Below are 20,140 nucleotides of genomic sequence, written 5' to 3'. Positions count from 1 at the left end.
TTACCCCATGCGACCTGTCCGGCCGGCCCGCCCAGGGCTTCTCCGCCCCACGGACGGAGTGAGAGGCTGACCCGGCGACATACGTGCATAGGGAAGGGATCTTGGTGTCCGAAGCTGACGCGACCACCGGCGCCGCGACACCGGCCACCGCACCACGCGTAAGCGGACGCGGACGGGGACCGGTCGTCGCGGCGCTGATGCTCGGCATGGCCCTCGCCGCGCTCGACGGGACCATCGTCTCCACCGCCGTACCGCAGATCGTCGGCGACCTGGGCGGTCTTTCGGTCTTCTCCTGGCTCTTCTCCGGCTATCTGCTCGCCGTGACCGTCACCCTCCCCGTGTACGGGAAGCTCTCCGACACCTTCGGCCGCAAACCAGTCCTGATCGCCGGCATCATCCTGTTCCTCATCGGCTCGCTCCTGTGCGCCGCCGCGTGGAACATGGCGTCCCTCATCGCCTTCCGGATCGTCCAGGGCCTGGGCGGCGGGGCGCTCCAGGGCACCGTGCAGACCATCGCGGCCGACCTCTACCCGCTCAAGGAACGCCCCAGGATCCAGGCGCGCCTCTCCACCGTCTGGGCCACGTCCTCGGTCGCCGGTCCCGCGCTCGGCGGACTGCTCGCCGGGTACGCCGACTGGCGCTGGATCTTCCTGATCAACCTGCCCGTCGGCGCCGTCGCCCTCTGGCTGATCGCCCGCCACCTCGTCGAACCGGCCCCCCGCCCCTCCCGGGCCGCCACGCGGGTCGACTGGCCCGGCGCCCTGGCCGTCTTCGCCACGGGCACCCTGCTGCTCACCGCGCTCGTCCAGGGCGGCGTGGCCTGGCCCTGGCTGTCGGCCCCGTCCCTGGCCCTGTTCACCGGCGCCGCGCTGCTGACCGCCCTGACCGTCGTGATCGAACGCCGCGCCGCCGAGCCGGTGATCCCCGGCTGGGTCTGGCGCCGCCGCACCATAGCCGCCGTCAACCTCTCCCTCGGCGCGCTCGGCCTGCTGATGGTGGCGCCGACCGTCTTCCTCCCGACGTACGCCCAGACCGTCCTGGGGCTCGGCCCCATCGCGGCCGGCTTCGTCCTGTCCGCGATGACCCTCTCGTGGCCCGTGAGCGCGGCCTTCTCCAACCGCCTCTACAGGCGCATCGGATTCCGCCTCACCGCGATCACCGGCATGACGCTGGCCGTCCTGGTCCTGCTGGCCTTCCCGCTCCTGCCCTACCCGGGCGAGCCCTGGCAGCCGGCGCTGATCATGCTGCTGCTGGGCGCCGCCCTCGGGCTGTTCCAGCTGCCGCTGATCGTGGGCGTCCAGTCCACGGTCCCGTGGTCCGAGCGCGGCACCACCACCGCCTCCGTCCTCTTCTGCCGCCAGGTCGGCCAGAGCCTGGGCGCCGCGCTCTTCGGCGCCATCGCCAACGCGGTCCTCGCCGCCCACCTCCCCCACGGCGACCTCGACGACCCCGGCACGCTCACGCCCACGGCGGTGGACGCGGCGGTGGAGTACGTCTACGCCGGCGCCGCGGCGGCCGGCGTCCTGGCGCTCGTGGTCCTCCTCACCCTCGCCCCGCGCCGCTTCCCCGTCCTCCCGGACGAGAACTGAGCACCCGGCGTCAGTCGGCCACCCGGCCCGTCAGGGCCGCCAGGCTGCTGCGTACGTGCGCCATATGGGCCCGGACCTCCTCGCGCGCCGCCTCGTGCTCCCGCAGCAGCCGCTCCGTCTCCCGCTCCAGCCGCTCCACCCGCAGCCGCGCCTGGGCCAGCAGCGCCTCGGCCCGCGCCTCCGCCTCCTCCTGGCCGTGCCGCGCCTGCTCCGCCGCCTCCGCCAGCGCCCGTTCCGCCGCCGTCAGCCGCGCCTGGGCCGCCCCGATCAGCTCCTCGTGCCGCGCCGCAAGCTCCGCCTCGCGCGCGGCCGCTTCCCGCTCGTGCGCCTGCCACCGCTCGGCGTGCCCGGCCTCCTGGGCGGCGAGCACCCGCTCCGCCCGCTCCCGTGCCTCGCGCAGCGCGGCCAGCCCCTCACCGCGCCGCTCCTCGGCCTCCGCGAGCGCCTCCGCCCGCGTCTCCCCGGCCGTGCGCCGCGCCGCCTGGAGCGTCTCCTCCGCCCGCGCCTCGGCCCGGCTCCGTACCGCGTCCGCCGCCTCACCCGCCGCGTCCCGCACCCGCTGGGCCGCCGCGTCCGCCTCGTCGGCCAGGCGCCGCGCCTCGGCCACGACGTCCGCCCGCAGCGCCTCGGCCTCCTCCTCCGCGAGCGCCAGGACCTCCTGCGCGCGGCGGCCCAGCGTCTCGTACCGCTGCGGCGGCAGCTCGGCGACGAACTCCCGCAGCCGCGCCGCCTCCGCCGCCAGCTCCTCGGCGCGAACCGTCAGCTCACCCGCCCGCCGCCGCGCGGCGTCCCGCTCCGCCTCCAGGCGGGCGACGGCACGGTCCACCTGCTCGGTGCGGTAACCACGGCCCCATACGACATCGAAACCGCTCATCCTGACGCCCCTTTCCCCGATCCAGGATGCAGGATGCAGGATGCAACAACCCGTACGCGAGAAAAGGGGGCACCCATCCGTTTCCGGACGGGCGCCCCCCACGTCACCGCACGCTCAGAGCAGTCCGTCCCACATCTGCTCCAGCAGCACCGACCACCAGCTCTCCGGCGACGACAGCGCCGCCGGGTCCAGCATCGCCAACTGCGCCTGGAAGTCCACCGTCCAGCGGCCGGCCTGCTCCGGCGTCAGCCCGAACCGCAGCCGCCACATCCGCCCCAGCAGCGCCAGGCACCGGGTGAACTCCGGCAGCCCGCTGTTGACGAACTGCGGCGCGTGCGGCTGACCGCCCGGACCCGCCTCCACCGGTACGGCGACGATGTGCGCCGTACCGTACTGCACGCAGATCGCCCGCCCGAAGTCGGAACCGATCACCAGGTACGAACCCGCGTCGGACGCCGGCCGCACCTGCCGCTGCGCCGCCAGCTCGGCCAGCGTCGGCACGACCGGCTGGGCCGGCTGCGCCCAGAAGAACGGCCCGAAGTCCGCCGGCAGGCCCGCCCACACGAGCGTGCGCGCCACCAGCTCCGGTACGCCCTGCCGCGACACCGCCCGCTGGTCGAACCGGCAGATGCCCTGCGGCCCGAACGCCCCGGCCAGCTCCTGCGCGATGCCCTCCGGCGGGATCGGCGGCGCGGGCTGCACCGGCGGCAGCGGGGCGCGTACCGGCGCGGGACGCGCCGGCCCGTCCGCGACCTGGTGCAACTCGGCCTGGTGGGCGAGGAGTTGCCGCATGCCCTGCTGGCGGCTCGCGTGGTCACGCCCGTACGGGGCGATCGAGGTGATCCGCGCCTGCGGCCACGTCTCGCGGATCATCCGGGCGCAGTAGCCGCCGGGCAGCTCGCACGACTCCAGTTCGGTGTGCAGCTCCAGCACCTGCTGCGGCGGCACGTTCATGGCGCGCAGCTCGTGCAGGATCTGCCACTCCGGGTGCGGCGTACCGGGCGCGGAGCGGCGGATCAGCTGCGCCTCCGAGCCGTCGGGCGCGCGGTAGCGCAGCACGGCCTGGTAGCCGGGGCCGACGGTCGGCAGACCGGTCGGCTGCGGCTGCGGCTGCTGCGGATAGCCGTACGCGGGCGGCGGCGGGCCCGGCGGAACGGGGCCCCCGGGCCCCGGCTGCGCCAGCATCGTCGCAGCGTGGTGCACCCCACCACCGGGAGGCCCGGGCGGACCGGGCGGGCCGGGCGGGCCCGGGGGCGGCGGCGTACCGGGACCACCCGGCCCCGGCTGCGCCAGCATCGTCGCCGCATGGTGCACCCCGCCACCGGGAGGCCCGGGAGGCGCCGGAGGCGGCGTCGCGCCCGGAGGCGGCGGAGGGGGCCCCGGCGGGCCGGGGGGACCGGGAGGCTGCGGGCCCTCGGGGCCCAGCTGCGACACCAGCTGCGTCGGTACGTAGCCCCCGGCGGGCGCCCCGGGAGCACCCGGGCCGGACGCGGGCGGCCGTGCCCCGGGAGTGCCCGGCGCACCGGGCGGCGGCGGGGTCGTCGGCCCTGCCCCGCGCGGCGGGCGCGCGCCACGCGGCGGCGCGGTGGCCTTGCTGGTGGCGGCGTCCGCGATGTCCCCCGCCGACGAACCCTGCGGGTCCACGGCGGGCGCGACCGAGGTGCGCGGCAACTGGCTGCCGCCCGCCATCAGCGCGGTCGGGGCGTCCGCGCCCACCGCGGGCGGCGGTGTGTCGTCGTCGTCCGAGCCGGACAGCGGCGGGGCGAACACCGTCGCGGGCAGCGGCACCGAACCGTCGTCGTCACCGTCACGGCGGCCGCCCGGCGCGTTGACGTCGCTCCACGGCGCGGAGGCGGGCAGCCCGTCCTGCGCGGTCGGCTCGTAGTCGCCGGGGGCCGGCCAGGCGCCGCCCTCGACGTGCGACCCGCGCCCGGACGTCGACGAACCGGCGGGCGCGGCGTCCACGGAAACGGAAGCCGCGGCACCCACACCAGCACCCGCACCCGCACCAGCACCCGCACCCACACCAGCACCAGCACCAGCACCCGCACCCACACCGGCCCGCCGGTCCGGAATACCCAGCTTGTCCGCCGCGTCCTGGAGCCACTCCGGCGGGCTCAGCAGGAACGACGTCTGGTTCAGGTCGATCCGCTCCGGCGGCGCCGCAGCGGGCGCCGGAGCGCTGCCGGCGGCGCCGTACTCCTCTTCGTACCGGCGGATCACCTCGCCCACCGGCAGCCCCGGCCACAGCGTGGCCTCGCCGCTGTCCCGGGCGATCACCAGCCGCTGACGCCCGCCGTCCGACGCGGCAACCCCGTCCCGGTCCTCCGCCCACACCACGAACCCCAGCTCGAACTCCCGTACCCGCACCTCACGGTGCTGGTACGCGGGCACGTCGCCGTTGACCCACTCTTCCGCGCGCTCCTGCGCCTGCGCGAAGGTCACCATCGAAAGCTCACTCCCCCACCGGGACGGCCCGCGCGAAGCCGCCGTCCACCATCAGGTTCGCCACCGTCTCCAGCTCCGGCGGATTGCCCGCCAGCCGCTGGAGGAACGCGTCGAAGTCCGCCCCGCACGGCAGCAGCAGCCGCTCCACCCGCTCCCGCACCGTCCAGCCGTCCTGGTCACGGGCGTCGTCGTACGCGCAGAACCACACCGAGCCGACGTCGCCGCCGCCCCGCACCTTCACCGCGAGCAGACCGCCCTGGACGAAACCGACCCCGAGGTAATCCTTCGTCAGATGGTCGCGCAGGCACTTGTTGACGTACACCAGGTCATTGACCGCCGCCTCGTCACGCACCGTGAAGAACGGCTGGTCGACCAGCAGCCCCAGCTCCGCGTCCAGCGCCGCGCCCACCGGAGCGCAACCGCCCGCCGCCTTCAGGAACGACCGGTACGCACCCGGCAGCCGGTAGCCGAGGTCCTCCTCCACCCCCTGGAGCTGCGCCTCCGTCACCGACAGGGAACCCTTCGGCAGCCCGAAGTGCGCAGGCCGGGTCTCCTGCAACGGCCGCGTACCGCGCTTGGACTGGTCCACGGCCGCCGTCGCCAGCCCGCCGTGGTGCCGCAGCAGCGCCTTCACCTCGACCGGCACCAGCTGCATCCGGCGCGTACCGGCCACGTGGTGCCACGTCCAGCCGTGCGGCGTCGCCACCGGCGGGATCGTGTCCCACAGCTCGTGCCCCGACGCGGCCAGCGCGGCGTTCGCCGACACGTAGTCCGTCAGCCGCAGCTCGTCCACACCGAAACCCTCCGGCGGCTCCGCGATCTCCGCGGCCGCGCGGGCGTACGGAGAGAAGTTCGGATGGCCGTTCTCGTCCACCCGCACCCCGCCGGGGTGCCGGGCGGCCCGGACCGGATCCGGGAAGTGCACGACCTGCCCGGCGTACGCCGCGTTCGGTGGCGCGGCTGGCGCGGCTTGCTGCCCGAGCCGACCTGTCGTCATGGCGGTTGCCCCCTGCTGCTGCTGGCTGGTTGCGCACAGCCTATGCGGTGGGCCGACAGGGGGAACCCGCCCTCCGCCGCGGTGACCAACCGTCACAATCGGATGACCCACCGACGATCACACGACACACCCATCACACGATTCAGCGCCCCAGCTTCCCCATCAGCTCACCCATTTGGCAGGCTGTTCCCCGCAACTCGGGGGATTGCAGAGGGGACGACACGCATCATGCACGCACCACAGCCAGGCACAACGCCCGCGTCGGGCGACCCGCGCCTCAGCTGGAGCAGCACCGGCCCGGACCAGGCCCCCACCCTGCGCCACCGCCGCGACGGCATCCTGCCCACCGTCGGAGCGGCACTCTCCGTACGCGGCGAGACCCTTACGTGCACCGCCGGCCGCGGCGACCGGCCGCCCGCGCTGCACCCCCTCGTCCAGGACTTCCTCGACACCCTCACCAGCGGCCAGCGCGAGCGTTTCACCGGCCGCTGCCCCGAGGCGATCCTGCTCTCCCGCCACCTCACGGCCACCGAGGCGGGCCGCTCCAAACGCGCCCGGCGCAAACCCCTCAGCCAGGGCGAGGCCCGCCGCTCCCTCAAACACGCCAAGATCACCAGCCGCCGCATCCGCGAGGACGGCGACCCCCTGCACGGCAGCTACGCCGCACCCTGCCGCTCCTGCGCGGCGCTCCTCGCCCACTTCGGCGTACGCCCCGTCGACCCCACCACCCCCCAGAACGGCTGACCGCACGCACATGCCCGACCTCAACACCACCCGCTTCCCCGTCGCCGTCGACGCCGCCCTGAGGGAAGCGGGCTGGCAGCCCGGCCGCTGGGACATCAAGCAGGCCGAACAGTGGGCCGACGCCCTGCGTGCGTACGTCTCCCCCGCCGGCCACCGGCACAGCGTCTTCCCCGCCGCCGTCGAGGCCTGGGCCGAATTCGGCGGCCTCCACATCACCGCCCCCGGCCCCGGCCGCCAGATCGCCCCCGCGCCCGTACACGTCGACCCGCTCGCCGGCCTGCACCACGCCCGCAGCCTCGCCGATCTCGGCCGGGCCCTGGAAACCGAGCTGGCCCCCCTCGGCGAGGAGGCCGATAACCGGGCCGTCCTCGCCATCGACGCCGAAGGACGCGTCTACAGCCTCGACCACACCGGTGACTGGTACCTCGGCCCCGACGTCGACCACGCCCTGGCGGCCCTCATCACCGGCACCCAGCCGGCCCGCCTCACCTCACCGTGACCTCACGCCCCGGCGAAACCGGCAACACCGCGCACCTCCCCCGGGCCCTCACGCCCCGGCGAAACCAGCAACACCACCCACCTCACCCCGACCTCACGCCCCGGCGAAACCGGCAACACCGCCAGCCTCCCCGCTGACCCTCACGCCCCCGGCGAAACCGGCAACACCGCCGACACCCGGAAACCTCCCTCGTCCGTCGGCCCCGACACGAACACCCCGCCCAGCGCCGTCACCCGCTCCCGCATGCCCACCAGACCGTTGCCCCCGCTCGGCAGGCCCGCATCGGCCGCCGCACCGTCCGAGGGGCCGTTCTCCACCTGCATCGCCACCTCATCGCCCCGGTGCGCCAGCCGGACGACCACCTTCGCGCCCGCCGCGTGCTTGTGGACGTTCGTCAGCCCCTCCTGCACCACCCGGTACGCCGTCTGCTCCACCTCCGGCCCGTACGCCCGCGCCTCCCCGGTCACCCGCAGCTCCACCACCATCCCGGCCTGCCGCGACTGCTCCACCAGTTCCTCCAGCCGGTCCAGACACGGCCCGTCCTCCGCCTCCGCCGCGAAAGCCGCCGCCGCGGCGGCCCGTCCCACCGCCGCCAGAGGCACGGACGCCCGCGCCACCGGCTGCGACTCCCCCGTACGCAGCACCCCCAGCATCTCCCGCAGCTCCGTCAGCGCCTGCCGCCCCATGTCCCCGACCAGCGCCGCGTTCTTCGCCGCCTTCTGCGGATCCTTCAGCGCCACCGCCTGTAGCGCCGCCGCGTGCACCACCATCAGGCTCACCCGGTGCGCCACCACGTCATGCATCTCCCGCGCGATCCGCGTCCGCTCCTCCGTACGCGCCATCTGCGCCCGCTGCTCCGCCCGGTCCGCCAGCAGCGACAGCTCCTGCTCCAGGCTGTCGGCCCGCTCCCGCAGGCTCTCCATCAGCCGCCGCCGGGCCCCTATGTAGAGGCCGAACAGCACCGGCGGGGCGTTCATACCCAGCGAGATGAAGACCGCCATGAGCGGCACGTACCAGGGGCCCGGGTCGAAGTCGGCCGACGCGATGTCCTGCCGCACCCGCACGAACGTCACGATCAGCACCGCGACCAGCGACATCCCCGCCAGCAGCCCGATGATCCGCCGTGGCACCTCGGACGCGGCGAGCGTGTAGAGCCCGACGATGCCCATGAGGATGCCCATCTCGGCGGGCGTGATCGCGATGGACACCAGCACCACGGCGATGGGCCAGCGTCTGCGCAGGACCAGCGTGGCCCCCGCCACCAGCCCGAACAGCAACCCCACGGCCACGGGCAACCCGGCCCGCTCCGCGAACCCCACACCCTCGACCGCGCACTCCAGGGCCGACACGCCCCCGAGCGCCACATCCAGCACGGCACTACGCCGCCGCCCCCACCACCACCAGCCACGAGCGACCGCGCCCGCAGCGTCCTGATGTGCCCCCGTTGTGGTCATGTCTTCCAGCCTACGGGCGGCCGCGACTCATTTTCGGGGGAGCCCAGCAGCACAGACCGGGACGATCCGCAGCCGAAACACACGTTGATCCCTCGAACATGTGAATCGACCGCGCATTCGACCCGGAGGTCCGCATTCCGGACGAACCTGTCCATGTGACAACTGCCACCGACAAATACGCCGACTTCGAGAACCTGCGCCAGCAGGCCATCACCCTGCGCAGGCAGGGCCTCAGCCGCCGCCAGATCCGCGACCGCCTGCGGGTCGACAACAACGACATCCTCAACCGCCTCCTGGAGGGCGAGCCCCCACCGGAGTGGACCAAACGCCCCCGCGCCAAGGACGACCTCCGGGCCCGCGCCCGCGAGCTGCGCCTCCAGGGCATGACCTACGACCGGATCCAGGTCGAGCTGGGCTGCTCGAAGAGCTCCATCTCGCTGTGGGTGCGGGACTTGCCGAAGCCGGAGTGCAGGCGCAGCCGCGAGCAGGCCTCAGCCATTGCCAAGAAGGGGTGGGAGCCCACGCTGCAGCGGCGGGAAGCCGAACGGCAGGAGGCCAAGACGGCAGCCGCGAAGGCGGTCGGCGACATGACGGACCGCGAACTACTGCTGGTCGGCACGGCCCTCTATTGGGCCGAGGGCACCAAGTCCAAGGCGCATCGCCCGCAGGAGCGGGTCACCTTTATCAACAGCGACCCCGACATGATCAGGGTCTTCCTATCCTGGCTGCGCCTTCTCGGTGTACGGAGAGAGCAGTTGCGCTACCACGTACACGTGCACGAATCCGCCGACGTCAGCAAGGCGGAGGACTTCTGGGCGCACATCGTCGGCGAGGAGGTGTCCGCACTGGGCCGGACGACGCTCAAGAAGCACAACCCCAAGACCAACCGGAAGAACGTCGGACCGGACTATCACGGCTGTCTCGCCATTCGCGTCGTCCAAAGCGTCGATCTCTACCGTCGCATCGAAGGCTGCTGGTACGGCATAGTAGGGGCTGCGTCCGCACCCGGATCAGGGAATCGGACATAAAGCCCATCCCGGGTCGTCTAAGGGCAAGACGTCAGATTTTGGTTCTGATCATGGGGGTTCGAGTCCTCCCCCGGGAGCTTCGAAAGTTCGGGTCCTGACCTAACCGTCAGGACCCGCCCTCATTTCCGCTCCGAAACCCCCCGGTATCCTGCGGGTGTCCACCACCCGAAGCCGAAGGGCATTCCCGTGAGCGCCAACCGCCCGGCAGCCGTCGTCGTCCTCGCAGCGGGTGAGGGCACCCGCATGAAGTCGAAGACCCCCAAGGTCCTGCATCAGATCTGCGGGCGCTCGCTCGTCGGACACGTCGTCTCCGCGGCGCGCGAGCTGGATCCCGCCCACCTGTGCGTGGTCGTCGGGCACGCCCGCGAGCAGGTCACCGCGCATCTTGACGAGCACTACGCCGGCACCCGTACCGCCGTGCAGTACGAGCAGAACGGCACCGGTCATGCCGTGCGCATGGCGCTGGAGGAGCTGGGGCCGGAGGCGCTCGACGGCACGGTGGTCGTCGTGTGCGGTGACACCCCGCTGCTGTCGGGCGGGACGCTGGCCGCGCTCGCCGGGACGCACGCCGCCGACGGCAACGCCGTGACCGTGCTGACCGCCGAGGTTCCGGACTCCACGGGGTACGGGCGGATCGTGCGCGATCCGGGGACCGGTGCCGTGAGGGCGATCGTGGAGCACAAGGACGCCACCGAGGCGCAGCGCGCGATCAAGGAGATCAACTCCGGGGTGTTCGCGTTCGACGGGCAGTTGCTGGCGGAGGCGCTGGGCAAGGTGCGGACGGACAACAGCCAGGGTGAGGAGTACCTCACGGACGTGCTGGGGATTCTGCGGGAGGCCGGGCACCGGGTGGGGGCGTCGGTGGCGTCGGACCACCGGGAGATCCTGGGGATCAACAACCGCGTGCAGTTGGCCGAGGCCCGTGCGCTGCTGAACGCGCGGCTGCTGGAGCGGGCGATGATGGCGGGGGTGACGGTGGTCGATCCCTCGTCGGTGCTGGTGGATGTGACGGTGACGTTCGAGCGTGACGTGCTGGTGCACCCGAATACGCAGCTGACGGGTGCCACGCACATCGCCGAGGACGCCGAGGTGGGTCCCAACAGCCGGCTGAACGACACGAAGGTCGGCCGGGGCGCCCGGGTGGACAACACGGTCGCGGACGGTGCCGAGATCGGCGAGGCGGCGGCGGTGGGTCCGTACGCGTATCTGCGGCCGGGGACGCGCCTGGGCCTGAAGGCCAAGGCGGGGACGTACGTGGAGATGAAGAACGCCGTGATCGGCGAGGGCACGAAGGTGCCGCACCTGTCGTACGTGGGTGACGCGACGATCGGTGAGTACACCAACATCGGTGCGGCCAGCGTGTTCGTGAACTACGACGGTGAGACGAAGCACCACACGACGATCGGGTCGCACTGCAAGACGGGCTCGGACAACATGTTTGTGGCTCCTGTCACGGTGGGGGACGGCGCCTACACCGCCGCCGGCTCGGTGATCACCAAGGACGTGCCGCCCGGTTCGCTGGCCGTGGCCCGTGGCCAGCAGCGGAATATCGAGGGTTGGGTGGCCCGTAAGCGGCCTGGCAGCGCTGCCGCGCAGGCGGCCGCGGCGGCTTCGGAGCAGGTTCCGGGCGAGGACTGACCGGAAACGGGTGCGTCGAACTCGGCGTACCGTGATACGTGCACACAAATTCGGCTGGTTCGCGCGAAAGTGGCTCGCGGCCAGAGGACACGTCTGAGGAGACAGTGCTGTGACCGGGATCAAGACGACCGGCGAGAAGAAGCTGATGCTCTTCTCCGGCCGCGCCCACCCCGAGCTGGCCGAGGAGGTCGCACATCAGCTGGGTGTCGGCCTGGTGCCGACGAAGGCTTTCGACTTCGCCAACGGTGAGATCTACGTCCGCTTCCAGGAGTCGGCGCGTGGCGCGGACTGCTTCCTGATGCAGAGCCACACGGCTCCCATCAACAAGTGGATCATGGAGCAGCTGATCATGATCGATGCTCTGAAGCGGGCCTCGGCCCGGAGCATCACCGTGATCATCCCGTCGTACGGCTATGCCCGGCAGGACAAGAAGCACCGTGGCCGTGAGCCGATCTCGGCCCGTCTGATCGCGGATCTGCTGAAGTGCGCAGGTGCGGACCGCATCCTCACGGTGGATCTGCACACGGACCAGATCCAGGGCTTCTTCGACGGTCCGGTGGACCATCTGTCGGCGCTGCCGGTGCTGGCGGACTACGTGGGCGCGAAGGTCGACCGGAACAAGCTGACGGTGGTCTCGCCCGACGCGGGCCGGGTGCGGGTCGCCGACCGCTGGTGCGACCGGCTGGACGCGCCGCTGGCGATCGTCCACAAGCGCCGTGACAAGGACGTCGCGAACCAGGTGACCGTCCACGAGGTCGTCGGTGAGGTCAAGGGCCGGGTGTGTGTGCTGGTCGACGACATGATCGACACGGGTGGCACGATCTGCGCGGCGGCCGAGGCGCTGTTCGCCAATGGCGCGGAGGATGTCATCGTCACCGCGACGCACGGCATCCTGTCGGGTCCGGCGGCCGACCGTCTGAAGAACTCCAAGGTGAGCGAGTTCGTCCTGACGAACACCCTGCCGACCCCCGGTGAGCTGGAGCTCGACAAGATCACGGTGCTGTCGATGGCACCGACGATCGCCCGCGCGGTGCGCGAGGTCTTCGAGGACGGCTCGGTCACGAGCCTCTTCGAGGAGCAGGGCTGATCCGCACAAGCCACTGACCCGCACGAGGCGCTGTCCACAGCGAGCGCGAGAGGCCGCCCCGGCCGCACGGTCGGGGCGGCCTCTCGTGTTCGGTTAGACTGGTGCAGTTGCTCGGCGAGGGAGGCCGCACCCATACACGGTGCGGCGGTCCGTTATCGACGCGCTCTTCGTAGCAGGCCAAGTCCAGTCGTGGCCGGGTAACCACGACCGTTGATCCGTCTGTCACTTACGAGGAGTGCATATGTCCGAGGTGAAGCTCACCGCTGAGACCCGTACCGAGTTCGGCAAGGGCGCTGCCCGCCGTATCCGCCGCGCGAACCAGGTTCCCGGTGTTCTCTACGGTCACGGCTCGCAGCCGCTGCACCTGTCGCTGCCGGGTCACGACCTGCTGCTGGCGCTGCGTACGCCGAACGTCCTGATCTCCCTGGACATCGACGGCAAGTCCACCGAGCTGGCGATCCCGAAGGCCGTGCAGCGCGACCCGCTGAAGGGCTTCCTGGAGCACGTCGACCTGCAGCTGGTCCAGCGTGGCGAGAAGGTCACGGTCGAGATCCCGGTCCACGCCGAGGGCGAGCTGGCCCCGGGTGGCAACCTGCTGGAGCACGTGCTCAACGCGCTGCCGGTCGAGACCGAGGCGACCCACATCCCCGAGAGCCTGACGGTCTCCGTCGAGGGCCTGGCGGCCGGTGCGTCCATCCTGGCGAAGGACATCCCGCTGCCGAAGGGCACCACGCTCGCCGTCGAGGAGGACACCGTCGTCCTCCAGGTCCTGGCCGCGCAGGCCGAGGAGCCGGCCGCCGAGGGCGCCGAGGGCGAGCAGGCCGCCGAGGTCTGAGCCGTCCTGGGCTCTGCTTGACGGGGTGGCGGGCTGCGGCCCGCCACCCCGTTTCCCTGTTCGGTGCGTGTACGAGGAGACTGACCGCATGACGACGGACGCCAGCGCCCCCTGGCTGATCGTGGGCCTGGGCAACCCGGGTCCTGAGTACGCCGCGAACCGGCACAACGTCGGGTTCATGGTGGCCGACCTCCTCGCGGAGCGGATGGGGGCGAGGTTCAAGCGCGCCCAGAAGGCGCAGGCGCAGGTGGTGGAGGGCCGGATCGGTCCGCCGGGGCCGGCGAACCGCCGGGTGATCCTGGCGAAGCCGATGTCGTACATGAACCTGTCGGGCGGACCGGTGACCGCATTGCGCGACTTCTACAAGGTGCCGACGGCGCACATCGTGGCGGTCCATGACGAGCTGGACATCGATTACGGCACGCTGCGGGTGAAGCTGGGCGGTGGCGACAACGGGCACAACGGTCTGAAGTCGATGACGAAGGCGATGGGGCCCGACTACCACCGGGTGCGGTTCGGGATCGGGCGTCCGCCGGGCCGGATGCAGGTGGCCGACTTCGTACTGAAGGACTTCTCGTCGGCGGAGCGCAAGGAGCTGGACTACTTCGTGGACCGCGCTGCTGACGCGGTGGAGTGCCTGGTGACGGAGGGCCTGGAGCGGGCGCAATCGGCGTACAACTCTTGACCGTTTCCGATCGGGATTGACCGGGCGTGGTGCTATCCCTGAGGATCGCGCCCCATGAGCAAGAAGCGGACTTCAGCCCTTCCCTATGCCCGGAGCGCCGCCATGGCGCTGGTCGCGCTGCTGCTGGTGGTGGCGGGCACCTGGGCGTCGTGGGGTACGGCGCAGCACGTCCTGCTGTCGAAGGGCCGCGAGCACGGCACGCTGACGGTCACGGGGTGTTCGGCGGATGTGTGTACGGGGCGGTACGACCCGGAGGGCCCGGCGGGGCCGCGCACCGATATGACGATCGGCCACTCGGTGGCGGTGCGGACGGGCGGGAGTTACCCGGTGGTGGTGAAGCCGGACACGACCGAGCTGGTGCGTACGGGCTGGCCCGGCGGGCTGCACGCGTGGCTGCCGCTGGGCGGCGCGCTGCTGCTGGCGGGGCTGGTGATCGGCGGCGGAATGCGGATGCCGCGGCTGGCGTGGGTGTCGGCGTCGGTGGGCGGGGCGTTGCTGGTGGGAACGTTCTTCGCCCTGTGACGCGCACGCTGACGCGCGCCGCGACGGGCGTGGTGAGCCGGTCGCCGCGATGGACACTGGGCCGGTGGGCGCCCTGGCATTCACCCAATTGTTATCCGGGAGCAATGGGGCAAGTCCTAGCGCACGTCATGGATGTGGCGCAACGTCACTTGACGGGCTGGCGTGGTCACAGGAAGCTGAGCCGCCGCCCCCCACGGCCCTCTTACTCATGTTGGACTGCCCATGCGCATTCTCACTGCCACCAGCGCGATGGTGGCGGCCACGGCCTGCTCGCTCCTGCTCGCTCCCGCGGCGCACGCCACCAAAGGCAACAACGGTGACAACGGCACCGTAAAGATCCACAACGCCACGACCGGCGAAGAGCTCAAGAAGAACGAGCCGAAGGTCTGCGAGTTCTACCTGGACGCCTTCCACTTCGACGCCGGGCAGAAGGTCACCTGGCACATCGAGGCCTGGGCCAATAACGACGTCGCGAAGGGCGAGACGGTGGAGTCCGGCTCGCTCGCCCTCGACGCCAAGGGCCACGGGCGCACCGAGGACATGACCCTGCCCGACGGTCAGTACAAGCTCTTCTGGAACTGGGAGGGCGAGAACGGCAAGGCCAAGCACAAGGTCTTCAAGACCGACTGCGAGACCGAGGACTCCGTGCCGGGTGACAAGCCCGGCGACAAGCCCGGGGACAAGCCGGGCGACGAGCCCGCCGACAAGCCGGGCGACACGCCGGGTGACAAGCCCGAGGACAAGCCGGGCGACACGCCGGGCGAGCAGCCGGGTGACAAGCCCGCCGAGGAGCCCGCGCAGGCGGACGCCACCGCCCCCGCGGCCGCCGGACCCGCCGCGTCCGCTTCGCCGGACAGCCCGAACAACCCGGACGCCCAGGGTGACCTGGCCGAGACCGGCAGCAGTGCCCCCGTGGGCGTGCTGGCGGGCGTCGCCGCCGCGCTGGTCGCGGGCGGTGGCTTCCTGGTGATGCGCCGCCGCAAGGCGCAGGGCCAGCAGGGCTGACGTAGCACGGCATGACATGAGGGGGGCGCCCGGTGAACCCGGGCGCCCCCCTTCGTCACGTCCGGGCGGGCGTCAGCCGGTGTTGCGCAGGCCGGCCGCCACGCCGTTCACCGTCAGCAGCAGCGCCCGGGCGAGCAGCGGGTCGGGCTCCTCACCGCGCGCGGCGGCGGTCCGCTGGCGGGCCAGCAGGGAGACCTGGAGGTAGGAGATGGGGTCCAGGTAGGCGTCGCGGATGGCGAAGGTCTGCTGGAGCACCGGGTTCGAGTCGAGCAGCTTCTCACCGCCCGTCACGCGCAGCACCTCGGCGACCGTCAGCGCGTGCTCGGCCTCGATGTCGGCGAACACATGCCGCAGGTTCTCCGGCACCAGCGTCTCGACGTAGTGGCGGGCGATCCGCAGGTCGGTCTTGGCGAGCGTCATCTCGACGTTGGAGATGAAGTTGCGGAAGAAGTGCCACTGCCCGTACATCTCGTCGAGCACGGGGTCCAGCCCCGCCTCGCGCAGTGCCTTCAGGCCCGAGCCGACGCCGTACCAGCCGGGCACGATCTGCCGCGACTGGGTCCAGCCGAACACCCACGGGATGGCCCGCAGCCCGTCCAGGCCCGCGCCGGAGTCGGGGCGGCGGGAGGGGCGGGAGCCCAGGTGCAGCTCGGCGAGCTGGTCGACGGGGGTGGAGGCGAAGAAGTAGGCGGGCAGGTCGGGGTCCTCGACCAGCCTGCGGTACGCGGTGTGGGCGGCCTCCGAGACGGTGTCCATGGCCGCGTCCCAGCGGGCGAGGGCCTCGTCGGACTGGCGGGGCGCGGTGTGCAGGGCGGACGCCTGGAGGGTGGCGGCGACCGTGAGCTCCAGGTTCTCCCGGGCGAGGGAGGGGATCAGGTACTTGTCGGAGATGACCTCGCCCTGCTCGGTGACCTTGATCTCGCCCTCCAGGGTGCCCCAGGGCTGGGCGAGGATCGCGTCGTGCGAGGGGCCGCCGCCGCGGCCGACGGTGCCGCCGCGGCCGTGGAAGAGGCGCAGCCGCACGCCGTAGCGGTGGGCGACGTCGCGCAGGCGGCGCTGGGCTCGGTGGATCTCCCACTGGGAGGTGGTGATGCCACCGAACTTGGAGGAGTCGGAGTACCCGAGCATGACCTCCTGCACATCTCCCCGCAGGGAGACCAGGCGCCGGTAGGAGGGGTCGGCGAGCATGTCGTCGAGGATGACGTCGGCGGCCCTCAGCTCGTCCGTCGTCTCCAGCAGCGGCACGATGCCGATCTTCGCCCAGCCGGCGTGCAGGTCGAGCAGTCCCGCCTCGCGGGCCAGCACGGCCGCCGCGAAGACGTCGTCGGCGCCCTGGCACATGGAGATGATGTAGGACTCGACGACCTCGGGCCCGAAGCGCTCCAGGGCGTCCTTGATGGTGAGGAAGACGCCCAGGGTCTTGGTGCCGGCCGCGTCGAGCGGGGCGGGCTGGGGCGTGAGCGGGCGGCGGGAGCGCAGCTCCTTGGCGAGCAGCTTCCGCCGGTAGTCGCGCGGCATGTCCGCGTACCGCCAGGACTCCTCACCGAGCCGGTCGAAGAGCTGCCCGAGCGCGTGGTGGTGGGCGTCGGCGTGCTCGCGTACGTCCATGGTGGCGAGCTGGAGGCCGAAGGCGGACAGGGTACGGATGGTGCGGTCCATCCGGCCGTCCGCGAACAGCTGGCCGCGGTGCTCGCGCAGGGACGTCTGGATCAGCCGCAGGTCCTCGATGAGCCCGGCCGTCCCGAGGTAGTCGCGGCCCTCCTCGTGGGGCGTGCCCTTGGCGAGGCGCTCGCGGGTGTTGACCAGCTTCTGGCGTACGCAGGTGGCCTTGAGGCGGTAGGGCTCCTCGGCGTTGAGGCGCTTGTAGCGGGGGCTGATCTCCGGGAGGCGCTCCAGGTCCTCCTTCAGGGAGTCCAGGAGCTCCTGGGTGGCGCCCGCGTACCGGATGGAGTTGGACAGCAGGCCCCGCAGGTAGTCGATGAGCTCGATGGCGTCGGTGATGCCGTGCTCGTGCTGGAGGATCAGCACCTCGCGGGTCACGTCCGGGGTGACGTTGGGGTTGCCGTCCCGGTCGCCGCCGATCCAGGTGCCGAAGGTGAGCGGCCGGGTGCCGGGCGGCAGCTCGACGCCGACGCGCTCCAGCTCGGCGGCGAGGTCCTCCAGGACGTCACCGACCGCGCCGGCGTGCAGCTCGTCCAGGTAGTAGATGGCGTTGCGCGCCTCGTCGGCCGGTTCGGGGCGGACGACCCGCAGCTCGTCGGTCTGCCAGATCAGGTCGATGTGCTCGGCGAGGCGCAGGTCGTGGCGGCGCCGGTCGGAGGCGATGACCGGGGTCTCCAGCAGCTCGGCGATGTGGCGGAGCTTGTTGAGTACGGAGCGCCGCGCCGCCTCGGTGGGGTGCGCGGTGAAGACGGGACGGACGTTGAGGTTCTTGACCGTCTCGCGTACGTGCTCGGGGTCGCCGTCCTTGAGCATGTCGGCGGTGCGGGCCAGCAGGCCGCCCTCGGCGGCGCGCTTCTCGCGCAGCTCACGGCCACGGTGGACCTGCTCGGTGACGTTGGCCAGGTGGAAGTACGTGGAGAAGGCGCGCACCAGGCGGGCGGCGGTCTCCAGGTCGGTGTCGCCGAGCAGCTCGGCGGCGGCCTCGCCGTTCTCGCGCGTGAGGCGGCGGACCTTCTCGACGAGCTCGAGAAGCTCCGGTCCTTCCTGCCGTACGAGCGTCTCGCCCAGGAGATCGCCCAGTCGGCGGATGTCGGAGCGCAGTTCGGCGCTGGCGGTGGTGGTCTGGTCGGCACTGCTCACAGGTGCGGCTCCTTGCAGTGTTTGAGCACGTCTGGAGGGGTACTGGAGGCTTGCGGACCGCGCTGTCCGACGACACCCAGGATAGGTGTCCCCGTGTGCGGCGTTGTCCACAGCCCTCTTGCCGCCCGCCCGGGCGCTGTCATACTTACGTCGCCGTAGGTTACGGAACCGTAGCCAGGACCGTCGCCACGGCTTCCGTTGTATCCCTCACCCCCTGGGGACCCCATGACAACAAGCCCCGACGTGCTCCACACCACGGATCCCGCGCCCTCTCCCTCACCCTCCTCCGATCTGCCCCCCGCCACACTCGGCGGGGACAGCAAGCGCTCGATCGAGCAGATCGCGCTGCTGCTGTTCATCACGGTGCCCTTCCTCGCCCTCCTCGCGGCGGTGCCGCTGGCCTGGGGCTGGGGCGTGAGCTGGCTGGATCTGGGCCTGCTGGTGGCGATGTACTACATCGGCTGCCACGGCATCACGATCGGCTTCCACCGGTACTTCACGCACGGTTCCTTCAAGGCCAAGCGCCCGCTGCGGATCGCGCTGGCGGTCATGGGGTCGCTCGCCGTGGAAGGGCCGCTGGTGCGCTGGGTGGCGGACCACCGCAAGCACCACAAGTTCTCCGACGCGGAGGGCGACCCGCACTCCCCGTGGCGGTTCGGCGAGACCCTGCCGGCGCTGATGAAGGGCCTGTGGTGGGCGCACATCGGCTGGATGTTCGACGAGGAGCGCACCCCGCAGGCCAAGTACGCGCCGGATCTGATCAAGGACCCGGCGATCCGGGCGATCTCGCGGCAGTTCATCGGCTGGACGGTCCTCTCGCTGGCGATCCCGCCGCTGGTGGGCGGTCTGGTGACCATGTCCTGGTGGGGCGCCTTCACGGCGTTCTTCTGGGGCTCGCTGGTGCGGGTGGCGCTGCTGCACCATGTGACGTGGTCGATCAACTCGATCTGCCACGCGGTGGGCAAGCGCCCGTTCAAGTCACGGGACCGCAGCGGCAACGTGTGGTGGCTGGCGGTGCTGTCGTGCGGCGAGTCCTGGCACAACCTGCACCACGCGGACCCGACGAGTGCGCGTCACGGTGTGATGCGGGGGCAGATCGACTCCAGCGCCCGGCTGATCCGCTGGTTCGAGAAGCTGGGCTGGGCGTACGACGTGCGCTGGCCGAGCGCGTCCCGGATCGAAGCCCGGCGCCAGGACCAGCCCGCGAACGCGGCATGATGGACGGTGTGGCGATCGACGGCAGTAGCACCAGCAGCAGCGACAAGCCCAGGCGGGGGCGCAGGGTCCGCATGACGGGCGCCGAGCGCCGCCAGCAACTGCTCGACATCGGCCGCACCCTCTTCGCCCAGCGCGGTTTCGAAGGCACGTCGGTGGAGGAGATCGCCGCGAAGGCCGGGGTCTCCAAGCCGGTGGTGTACGAGCACTTCGGCGGCAAGGAGGGGCTGTACGCGGTGGTCGTGGACCGCGAGATGCGCCAGCTCCTCGACATGGTCACCGGCGCCCTGACCGCCGGGCATCCGCGCGAGCTGCTCGAACAGGCCGCTTTCGCGCTGCTGGACTACATCGAGACGTACACGGACGGTTTCCGGATCCTGGTCCGGGACTCGCCGGTCGCGCAGTCGACGGGCACGTTCGCGTCGCTGATCTCCGACATCGCCACGCAGGTGGAGGACATCCTGGGCCTGGAGTTCAAGGCCCGTGGCTTCGACCCGAAGCTCGCCCCGCTCTACGCGCAGGCGCTGGTGGGCATGGTGGCCCTGACCGGTCAGTGGTGGCTGGACGCCCGTAAGCCGAAGAAGGCCGAGGTCGCCGCCCATCTGGTGAACCTGGCCTGGCACGGCCTGGACGGCCTGGAGCCGAAGCCCCGCCTGATAGGGCACCGCAAGAGCTGACCCCGGGGGGGCAGGCGAGGGGCACGGTGGGCCGGCCGCCG

General features: G+C 71.9%; 17 protein-coding genes and 1 tRNA gene. 13 read left to right on the top strand and 5 right to left on the bottom strand.

Annotated elements, in window-relative coordinates; translation table 11 throughout:
- Window positions 1-104 precede the first annotated feature (104 nt).
- A complete protein-coding gene (locus QWM81_RS03395; RefSeq protein ID WP_290109932.1) occupies window positions 105-1,589 on the top strand; it encodes an MFS transporter in 1,485 nt (494 codons plus the stop codon).
- 10 nt (window positions 1,590-1,599) lie between these two features.
- On the opposite strand, the gene QWM81_RS03390 is transcribed toward QWM81_RS03395, so the two are convergent.
- From QWM81_RS03390 to QWM81_RS03380, 3 genes are all read right to left on the bottom strand, one after another.
- Window positions 1,600-2,463, bottom strand: coding sequence for a cellulose-binding protein (locus tag QWM81_RS03390; protein WP_290109930.1), 864 nt, complete (start codon window positions 2,461-2,463; stop codon window positions 1,600-1,602).
- Between the two features lie 114 nt (window positions 2,464-2,577).
- A complete protein-coding gene (locus QWM81_RS03385; protein WP_290109927.1) occupies window positions 2,578-4,911 on the bottom strand; it encodes an SUKH-4 family immunity protein in 2,334 nt (777 codons plus the stop codon).
- A gap of 7 nt (window positions 4,912-4,918) precedes the next feature.
- The gene (locus tag QWM81_RS03380; RefSeq protein WP_290109926.1) at window positions 4,919-5,908 is read right to left on the bottom strand and encodes an SMI1/KNR4 family protein; all 990 of its coding nucleotides are present in this window, start codon (window positions 5,906-5,908) and stop codon (window positions 4,919-4,921) included.
- A 228-nt stretch (window positions 5,909-6,136) separates the two neighbouring features.
- Between QWM81_RS03380 and QWM81_RS03375 the strand changes: the two genes are divergently transcribed.
- Window positions 6,137-6,652, top strand: coding sequence for a YwqJ-related putative deaminase (locus QWM81_RS03375; RefSeq protein WP_290109925.1), 516 nt, complete (start codon window positions 6,137-6,139; stop codon window positions 6,650-6,652).
- Between the two features lie 10 nt (window positions 6,653-6,662).
- On the top strand, window positions 6,663-7,151 hold the full coding sequence (locus tag QWM81_RS03370; protein WP_290109924.1) for an SUKH-3 domain-containing protein: 489 nt from the start codon (window positions 6,663-6,665) through the stop codon (window positions 7,149-7,151).
- A 140-nt stretch (window positions 7,152-7,291) separates the two neighbouring features.
- Here the strand turns inward: QWM81_RS03370 and QWM81_RS03365 are convergent, their stop codons facing one another.
- Window positions 7,292-8,605: a sensor histidine kinase gene (locus QWM81_RS03365; RefSeq protein ID WP_290109923.1), complete on the bottom strand. Its 1,314-nt coding sequence runs from the start codon at window positions 8,603-8,605 to the stop codon at window positions 7,292-7,294.
- A gap of 155 nt (window positions 8,606-8,760) precedes the next feature.
- On the opposite strand from QWM81_RS03365, the gene QWM81_RS03360 reads away from it, so the two are divergent.
- The 8 genes from QWM81_RS03360 (at window position 8,761) to QWM81_RS03325 (ending at window position 15,405) form a co-directional block, all read left to right on the top strand.
- The gene (locus QWM81_RS03360; protein WP_290109922.1) at window positions 8,761-9,633 is read left to right on the top strand and encodes a hypothetical protein; all 873 of its coding nucleotides are present in this window, start codon (window positions 8,761-8,763) and stop codon (window positions 9,631-9,633) included.
- Window positions 9,634-9,639: 6 nt separating this feature from the next.
- A tRNA-Gln gene (locus QWM81_RS03355) sits at window positions 9,640-9,710 on the top strand.
- A gap of 109 nt (window positions 9,711-9,819) precedes the next feature.
- Entirely contained in the window at window positions 9,820-11,271 is a 1,452-nt protein-coding gene (gene glmU, locus QWM81_RS03350) for a bifunctional UDP-N-acetylglucosamine diphosphorylase/glucosamine-1-phosphate N-acetyltransferase GlmU (protein ID WP_290109921.1), read from the top strand.
- Between the two features lie 109 nt (window positions 11,272-11,380).
- A complete protein-coding gene (locus QWM81_RS03345; RefSeq protein ID WP_290109920.1) occupies window positions 11,381-12,358 on the top strand; it encodes a ribose-phosphate diphosphokinase in 978 nt (325 codons plus the stop codon).
- 241 nt (window positions 12,359-12,599) lie between these two features.
- Window positions 12,600-13,193: a 50S ribosomal protein L25/general stress protein Ctc gene (locus QWM81_RS03340; RefSeq protein WP_290109919.1), complete on the top strand. Its 594-nt coding sequence runs from the start codon at window positions 12,600-12,602 to the stop codon at window positions 13,191-13,193.
- An 88-nt stretch (window positions 13,194-13,281) separates the two neighbouring features.
- Window positions 13,282-13,878 (top strand): aminoacyl-tRNA hydrolase, encoded by a 597-nt coding sequence (pth, locus tag QWM81_RS03335; RefSeq protein WP_290109918.1) that lies wholly within the window; start codon window positions 13,282-13,284, stop codon window positions 13,876-13,878.
- Between the two features lie 54 nt (window positions 13,879-13,932).
- Window positions 13,933-14,400 (top strand): hypothetical protein, encoded by a 468-nt coding sequence (locus QWM81_RS03330; RefSeq protein WP_290109917.1) that lies wholly within the window; start codon window positions 13,933-13,935, stop codon window positions 14,398-14,400.
- Window positions 14,401-14,622: 222 nt separating this feature from the next.
- Complete coding sequence (locus QWM81_RS03325) at window positions 14,623-15,405, top strand: LAVTG motif-containing sortase-dependent surface protein (protein WP_290109916.1); 783 nt, start codon at window positions 14,623-14,625, stop codon at window positions 15,403-15,405.
- A 72-nt stretch (window positions 15,406-15,477) separates the two neighbouring features.
- On the opposite strand, the gene ppc is transcribed toward QWM81_RS03325, so the two are convergent.
- Window positions 15,478-18,207 carry a phosphoenolpyruvate carboxylase gene (gene ppc, locus QWM81_RS03320; RefSeq protein ID WP_290109915.1) on the bottom strand — a complete coding sequence of 910 codons (2,730 nt, stop codon included), beginning with the start codon at window positions 18,205-18,207 and terminating at the stop codon, window positions 15,478-15,480.
- A gap of 225 nt (window positions 18,208-18,432) precedes the next feature.
- On the opposite strand from ppc, the gene QWM81_RS03315 reads away from it, so the two are divergent.
- Window positions 18,433-19,425 (top strand): acyl-CoA desaturase, encoded by a 993-nt coding sequence (locus QWM81_RS03315; protein ID WP_290109914.1) that lies wholly within the window; start codon window positions 18,433-18,435, stop codon window positions 19,423-19,425.
- Window positions 19,422-20,099, top strand: coding sequence for a TetR/AcrR family transcriptional regulator (locus QWM81_RS03310; RefSeq protein WP_290109913.1), 678 nt, complete (start codon window positions 19,422-19,424; stop codon window positions 20,097-20,099). Before QWM81_RS03315 ends, QWM81_RS03310 begins: the two co-directional genes overlap by 4 nt.
- Window positions 20,100-20,140: the final 41 nt, after the last annotated feature.

The sequence above is a fragment of the Streptomyces ficellus genome (assembly GCF_030406405.1).
Classification (GTDB): Bacteria; Actinomycetota; Actinomycetes; order Streptomycetales; family Streptomycetaceae; genus Streptomyces; species Streptomyces ficellus_B.
The sequence above is the reverse complement of the archived record's forward strand: the minus strand, read 5'-3'. Positions and strand labels throughout refer to the sequence as shown.

Bases quoted from the DNA above. Each gene is read 5' to 3' on its own strand.
- QWM81_RS03390 (WP_290109930.1), bottom strand. From the start codon at position 2,463: ATGAGCGGTTTCGATGTCGTATGGGGCCGTGGTTACCGCACCGAGCAG.
- QWM81_RS03385 (WP_290109927.1), bottom strand. From the start codon at position 4,911: ATGGTGACCTTCGCGCAGGCGCAGGAGCGCGCGGAAGAGTGGGTCAAC.
- QWM81_RS03380 (WP_290109926.1), bottom strand. From the start codon at position 5,908: ATGACGACAGGTCGGCTCGGGCAGCAAGCCGCGCCAGCCGCGCCACCG.
- QWM81_RS03375 (WP_290109925.1), top strand. From the start codon at position 6,137: ATGCACGCACCACAGCCAGGCACAACGCCCGCGTCGGGCGACCCGCGC.
- QWM81_RS03370 (WP_290109924.1), top strand. From the start codon at position 6,663: ATGCCCGACCTCAACACCACCCGCTTCCCCGTCGCCGTCGACGCCGCC.
- QWM81_RS03365 (WP_290109923.1), bottom strand. From the start codon at position 8,605: ATGACCACAACGGGGGCACATCAGGACGCTGCGGGCGCGGTCGCTCGT.
- QWM81_RS03340 (WP_290109919.1), top strand. From the start codon at position 12,600: ATGTCCGAGGTGAAGCTCACCGCTGAGACCCGTACCGAGTTCGGCAAG.
- pth (WP_290109918.1), top strand. From the start codon at position 13,282: ATGACGACGGACGCCAGCGCCCCCTGGCTGATCGTGGGCCTGGGCAAC.
- QWM81_RS03330 (WP_290109917.1), top strand. From the start codon at position 13,933: ATGAGCAAGAAGCGGACTTCAGCCCTTCCCTATGCCCGGAGCGCCGCC.
- QWM81_RS03325 (WP_290109916.1), top strand. From the start codon at position 14,623: ATGCGCATTCTCACTGCCACCAGCGCGATGGTGGCGGCCACGGCCTGC.
- QWM81_RS03315 (WP_290109914.1), top strand. From the start codon at position 18,433: ATGACAACAAGCCCCGACGTGCTCCACACCACGGATCCCGCGCCCTCT.
- QWM81_RS03310 (WP_290109913.1), top strand. From the start codon at position 19,422: ATGATGGACGGTGTGGCGATCGACGGCAGTAGCACCAGCAGCAGCGAC.